Origin of the sequence: Paracoccus sp. (in: a-proteobacteria), from assembly GCF_047973135.1 — a bacterium.
Lineage (GTDB): Bacteria > Pseudomonadota > Alphaproteobacteria > Rhodobacterales > Rhodobacteraceae > Paracoccus.
On record NZ_JBKEBL010000130.1, the window covers coordinates 1 to 6,222 of the forward strand.

Annotated in this window: 7 protein-coding genes; all 7 read left to right on the forward strand. The window is 62.1% G+C overall.

Annotated features, from left to right (window positions below; genetic code table 11):
* The first annotated feature begins 189 nt into the window (after positions 1-189).
* On the forward strand, positions 190-1,005 hold the full coding sequence (locus ACK5L9_RS09885; RefSeq protein ID WP_416911294.1) for a glycosyltransferase: 816 nt from the start codon (positions 190-192) through the stop codon (positions 1,003-1,005).
* A 358-nt stretch (positions 1,006-1,363) separates the two neighbouring features.
* Positions 1,364-2,299, forward strand: coding sequence for a DMT family transporter (locus ACK5L9_RS09890; RefSeq protein ID WP_416911295.1), 936 nt, complete (start codon positions 1,364-1,366; stop codon positions 2,297-2,299).
* Positions 2,299-3,117, forward strand: coding sequence for a glycosyltransferase (locus ACK5L9_RS09895; RefSeq protein WP_416911296.1), 819 nt, complete (start codon positions 2,299-2,301; stop codon positions 3,115-3,117). Before ACK5L9_RS09890 ends, ACK5L9_RS09895 begins: the two co-directional genes overlap by 1 nt.
* 8 nt (positions 3,118-3,125) lie before the next feature.
* Positions 3,126-3,932: a glycosyltransferase gene (locus ACK5L9_RS09900; protein ID WP_416911297.1), complete on the forward strand. Its 807-nt coding sequence runs from the start codon at positions 3,126-3,128 to the stop codon at positions 3,930-3,932.
* Between the two features lie 267 nt (positions 3,933-4,199).
* Positions 4,200-4,571, forward strand: a complete 372-nt coding sequence (rpsL, locus tag ACK5L9_RS09905; RefSeq protein WP_022705687.1) for a 30S ribosomal protein S12 — start codon at positions 4,200-4,202, stop codon at positions 4,569-4,571.
* 12 nt (positions 4,572-4,583) lie between these two features.
* Complete coding sequence (rpsG, locus tag ACK5L9_RS09910; RefSeq protein ID WP_416911298.1) at positions 4,584-5,054, forward strand: 30S ribosomal protein S7; 471 nt, start codon at positions 4,584-4,586, stop codon at positions 5,052-5,054.
* A 17-nt stretch (positions 5,055-5,071) separates the two neighbouring features.
* A partial coding sequence (locus ACK5L9_RS09915) for an elongation factor G (RefSeq protein WP_416911299.1) occupies positions 5,072-6,222 on the forward strand: 1,151 nt, incomplete at its 3' end.

The following is a 6,222-nucleotide window of genomic DNA, read 5'->3' on the forward strand; positions in this document are numbered from 1 at the left end:
GCCGCCGCCGCCGCCGCGCTGGCCGCGCCGGTAATGGCCGAAGCCGACGAGGCGATGGATGACAGCATCATCGTGGACGTTCCCGAATCCAGAAGCTGGGAATGATCGCGAACTGACCGTTTGAACAGGACAGCCCGGCCACATGGTCGGGCTGTTTCATTTTCGCGGGTGAACAGGACAGGGATACCGATGCGAATACAGGTTCTTGGGCTTTGCCGGTTTTCCATGCTGGTCGAGAACGCGTTCCAGTCAGTCGGTTCGGACCTGAACCAAAGCCGCGGGTTCCTCTATGATCCCCGGCGTCTGGAACAGCGGATGCGCTGGTTCGAACATTTATGCCTGCAACCGCTGCTGTGGCAGACCGATCCCGATTTCACGCTGATCCTGGCGACGGGCATTGACCTTCCGCAACCTTGGCTGGCGCGACTGACCGAGATCGCCGGGGCTGTCCCCCAGATCCGGCTTGAGCAGGTGGCACCCGGCAAGCACGGGCAAATCTGCCGGCAGCTTCTGGCAAAGCACACAGACCCGGATGCCGATGTCGTCGCGCAGTTCCGCATGGATGACGATGACGCGGTGGCCCTGGATTATGTTGCGCAATTGCGCCAGGATTTCCGGCTGATCCGGCCGCTGATGAAGGCCGATGCGCCAGTCGCGCTGGACTATACGCAGGGTCTGGTGATCGAACGTCAGGGGGATGGCAGTTTCGACATACGTGCCGAACACGCGCGGCTGTGGGTGCCGGCGCTGGCGATGTATTTCCCCGCCGACCGGCCCGGCTCGATCATGAATTACCGCCATGACTGGATCTGGCGTCTGGCCACGATGGTCAGCCGGAACCATCCGCTGATGTGGATTCGCGGCTTTCACGGCAAGAATGACAGCCCCCGCACGCATTATCGTCCCATGCAGATCGAGATGGCGAAGGAACAGATCGACCAGACCCTGCGCCGCCGCTTTGGGCTGGACCGCGAATTGCTGGTCGAGACGCTGGCACAGGACTGATATAGCCTGACGACTTTGTTTTGATTATGTTGTCAGGCTATAACCATTTGATTTTACGCTGATGCTGCGCCAATTTGATGATCAAATTGGCTTCCGTCAGCTATACCACGACCCCAGAGAATGACTGCTCTGGCAAACCCAACCCATGCCAGTCAAGCGCAGCGCATAACCGCCGTCAACGCCCCCCGCAATCGTTCGCTGGCCCCTGTGCGGAATGGCCGGCAAGGGATCAATACGGGCTCCGGCGCAGAATGGGGCAATTGTCAGCACTATTAGTATGATCCGTTCAATCAGGGTCCGCAAGGCCTTGTGCCCGTCCGCAGGGCGACCTAACCCTTGGTGGACAGGAGAAGGTTTGATGCGCGCGCCATTGTTATCGCCATTTCGCAGGGCCAGCCCGCTTTCCATCCGGCCCGAAGCCCTGAAGCCCGGCGACAATCTGCGCGGTGCCGGGCTGATGACCGTGTCCATGATTGGCTTTACGTGCAACGATACGGTGATGAAATCCGTCGCGCAGACGATGCCGATGTATCAGGCCGTCGCGCTGCGGGGGCTGGCTGTGATGATTGTGCTGCTCCTGCTTGCGCAGCGCGGCAAGGGGTTGCGGCTGCGGATCGCGCCTGCGGACCGGGGGGTCATGGGGCTGCGCCTTGTGGGCGAGGTCGGCTCGACTGTGCTGTTTCTTGGTGCGCTGCAACATATGGCCATCGGCGATCTTGCCGCCGTCATGCAATCGCTGCCGCTGATCATCATGTTGGGCGCGGCAGTGATGTTTGGCGAAACCCTGGGGTGGCGGCGGACCAGTGCGGTCATTGTGGGATTGATCGGGGTCATGATCGTCCTGCGGCCCGGCAGCGGCACCTTTGGCGTCTGGTCGCTGGTTGCGCTTGGGGCCGTGGCGATGGTCACATTGCGCGATCTGGTCACGCGCAGGCTGGGGCCCGAAGTGACAACCGCCGCCATCGCCTTCTATGCCGCCTCGGCGACGGCGATTTTCGCGTTGATCGTCAGCCTGTGGCAGGGATGGATGCCGCCATCGCCAGGGCAGCTTGCGGCGCTGATGCTGGCGGGCGGGTTCCTGACCATCGGCTATGTCTGCGGCGTGGCGGCGATGCGCACCGGCGAGGTCGGGTTCGTCGCGCCATTCCGCTATACCTCGCTGATCGTCGCTATTGCGGCGGGGTACGTGGTTTTTGGTGACTGGCCGGATCGCTGGACCTGGGTGGGCTCGACGCTGGTGGTCGGCGCCGGGGCCTATACGATCTGGCGCGAAACCATGCTGGGGAGGCGGTGATGAAGGTTCAGATGCTGGGGCTGTGCCGGTATTCCTATGTCGGGCTGCGCGGTTTTCAGGTCACGCATGACAGCTATGAGGAACGCCGCAGCTATCTGTACGATCCCGCCCGGCTGGCGCGGCGCTGGTTCTGGTTTTCCGAAGTGGCGCTGCCGGCATGGCGCGCGCAGACCGATCCCGATTTCACGCTGGTGGTGATGACCGGGCCGGATCTGCCCGAGCCGTGGCTGTCGAGACTGCGTGACCTTTGCGCCGAAATCCCGCAATTGCGGCTGGAGCTGGTCCCCCCGATGGAGCGGCACCTGGAGGCCTGCCGGACTGCCATTGCGCCGCATGTCGATCCGGCGGTCGAGGTGATCGGCCATTTCCGCCACGATGACGACGACGCGGTCGCCATTGACTATATCGACGCCGCGCGCAAGGATTTCCGCCGCGTCAAGGCGCTGTGGAAAATGGATGGCAAGCTGTCGCTGGATTATTCGCGCGGGCTGATGATGTCGCTGGACGGGCAGGGGTTGCGGATGACCCCCCGTCTTTGTCACAATATGGGTGTGGCGCTGACCGTATTTCTGGCGCCGGAACTTGAAGAAACCGCGCTGAACTATGATCATTCCAAAATTGGATTGTGGATGCCGGGCGTTGCCGTAACGAAACCGCTGATGTTCATCCGTTCGATTCATGCCGACAGCGATTCCGGGGCGGCGGGTCCGGGCGTGCCGTGGCAGGCCGATCCCGAGGCGCTGAACCAGCAGCTTTGGCGCAGGTTCCGGTTGCGCCGCACGGCGCTGGAGCGCGCGGCTCGGGGCGTAGTGGAATAGGAGAGGATATGCGGGTTCAGGTCATCGGGGTCTGCCGGTTCTCTGTTCTGACGACCGGAGGCTTCAAAAGCGGGCCGCAGGATCTGGACGAACGCGCCGCCTTCCTCTTCAACGATCAGCGGCTGGCCCGCCGGATGGCGTGGTTCCGCAATGTCGTGCTGCCTTCGATCCGCGCTCAGTCCGACCGCGATTTCACTCTGGTCGTTCTGGCCAGCACCCGCTTGCCGCCGCGATGGCGCGGGGAACTGTCGGACGCGGTTGCAGGGCAGGATGGCATCGATCTGGATTTCGTCGAACCCGGTCGCCATTTCGAGATTGGCAATACCGCGATCAGCAGCCGCGTTGCCCCCGGAACCGAGGTCGTGGCGCAGTTCCGTCTGGACGATGACGACGCGGTGGCGCGCGACTATGTCGCGCGGGTCCGCACGGATTTCGATGAAATCCTGCTGCCGCTGTTCCTGCGGTCGCGCGCGGTCTGCTGCGATTACTCGCATGGCTTTGTATTGCAGGCTGACGGGCAAATGGTGCGGCTGTACCGGACCAAGGTTGCGACATGGACGCCGGGCCAGACGGTTTATCTGCCCCCCGACAGCGAAAACGGGCTGTTTTCCTGGGGCCATCACCGGTTGCACGGGGTCATGCCTACGGTAACGCTTGGCGACAGCAACATGTTTCTGCGCGGCCTGCACGATGCGAATGACAGCAGTTTCGCGGTGCCCCGGATGGATACTCAGGAATGGGGGCTGGATGCCCTGCCACGGCGCTTTGACATCGATCCCGACGCGCTGATGACGGCCCTGCGCGAGGCGGGCTGAACCCGCCCGGACGGGCGGGCCGGGGTTATGTTGACAGCCTTGGCGATTCCACTTATATGCCCGGAACCCGGCGGAGATCCGCCTTGGGAACCAGAACCTGTGTGGTCACGATCCGGGCCAGTACTGCCTCGATCCTCTGGAAGTTAACCGTCCACCCCGCTATGGGGCGGGATGGATTTGGCGTTTTGCGATTCGCGCAGGACGCCGTCGAGAAGTGGCGCAGCCCATGGCTGCGAGTATTGACGAGAAAGCAAGACGGGGAACCGAATGCCGACGATTCAACAGCTGATCCGCAAACCGCGGCAGCCCAAGGTGCAGCGCAGCAAGTCGCAGCACCTGCAAGGATGCCCGCAGAAGCGTGGCGTCTGTACGCGCGTCTATACCACGACGCCGAAGAAACCGAACTCTGCTATGCGGAAGGTGGCCAAGGTCCGCCTGACGAACGGCTTTGAGGTCATTTCCTACATTCCGGGCGAAAAGCACAACCTTCAGGAACACAGCGTCGTGCTGATCCGTGGCGGTCGTGTGAAAGACCTTCCGGGTGTCCGTTACCACATCCTGCGCGGTGTGCTGGATACCCAGGGCGTCAAGGATCGCCGCCAGCGTCGTTCGAAATACGGCGCCAAGCGTCCGAAGTAAGGAGAGGCATCAATGTCCCGTCGTCACGCCGCTGAAAAGCGCGAAGTCCTGCCCGACGCCAAATATGGTGATCGCGTACTGACAAAATTCATGAATAACCTGATGGTTGACGGCAAGAAATCGGTTGCCGAGCGGATTGTCTATAGCGCGCTTGACCGCGTTCAGACCCGTCTCAAGCGCGAACCGGTCGAAGTCTTTCACGAGGCGCTGGATAACGTAAAGCCCTCGGTCGAGGTGCGTTCGCGCCGCGTCGGTGGTGCCACTTATCAGGTTCCGGTCGAGGTTCGCCCCACCCGCCGCGAGGCGCTGGCGATCCGCTGGCTGATCACCGCTGCGAAGAATCGCAACGAAAACACGATGGAAGAGCGTCTTGCGGGCGAGCTGGCCGATGCCGTGAACGGCCGCGGCACTGCCGTCAAGAAACGCGAGGACACGCACAAGATGGCCGACGCCAACAAGGCGTTCAGCCACTACCGCTGGTAAGGCGAAAGGATCCACCCATGGCACGCGAATATCCGCTGCAGCGTTATCGCAACTTCGGCATCATGGCCCATATTGATGCTGGCAAGACGACAACGACCGAGCGCATCCTTTACTACACCGGCAAGTCGCACAAGATCGGCGAAGTGCATGACGGCGCCGCGACCATGGACTGGATGGAGCAGGAACAAGAGCGCGGCATCACGATCACGTCTGCCGCGACCACCACGTTCTGGCAGCGTCAGGAAGACCCGACCTCGGAAGGGACTTCGGACACCAAGTACCGCTTCAACATCATTGACACGCCGGGCCACGTCGATTTCACCATCGAGGTGGAACGTTCGCTGGCCGTTCTGGACGGCGCGATCTGCCTGCTGGACGCCAATGCCGGGGTCGAGCCGCAGACCGAAACCGTGTGGCGTCAGGCTGACCGCTACAAGGTTCCGCGGATCGTGTTCGTCAACAAGATGGACAAGATCGGTGCCGATTTCTTCAACTGCGTGAAGATGATCAAGGACCGCACCGGCGGCACCCCGTGCCCGATCGCCCTGCCGATCGGTGCCGAGGATCAGCTTGAGGGTATCGTCGACCTGATCAAGATGGAAGAATGGGTCTGGAAGGGCGAGGATCTGGGCGCAAGCTGGATCCGCCAGCCGATCCGCGACGAGCTGAAGGAAGTCGCCGAAGAGTGGCGCAACAACATGATCGAGCTTGCCGTCGAGCAGGACGATGACGCCATGGAACAGTATCTGGAAGGCAACGAGCCCGACGAGGCGACCCTGCGCGGGCTGATCCGCAAGGGCACGCTGTCGCTGTCGTTCTTCCCGGTCACGGCCGGATCCGCCTTCAAGAACAAGGGCGTGCAGCCGCTGTTGAATTCGGTCATCGACTTTCTGCCGAACCCGCTGGACGTGCCGGCCTATATGGGCTTCTCGCCCGATGACGAGACCGAGGAACGCAACATCGCGCGTCACGCCAACGACGACGAGCCGTTCTCGGGCCTCGCCTTCAAGATCATGAACGACCCGTTCGTCGGTTCGCTGACCTTCACCCGGATCTATTCGGGCGTGATCAAGAAGGGCGACCAGCTGATGAACTCGACCAAGGGCAAGCGCGAGCGCGTCGGCCGCATGATGATGATGCATGCGATCAACCGCGAGGAGATCGAGGA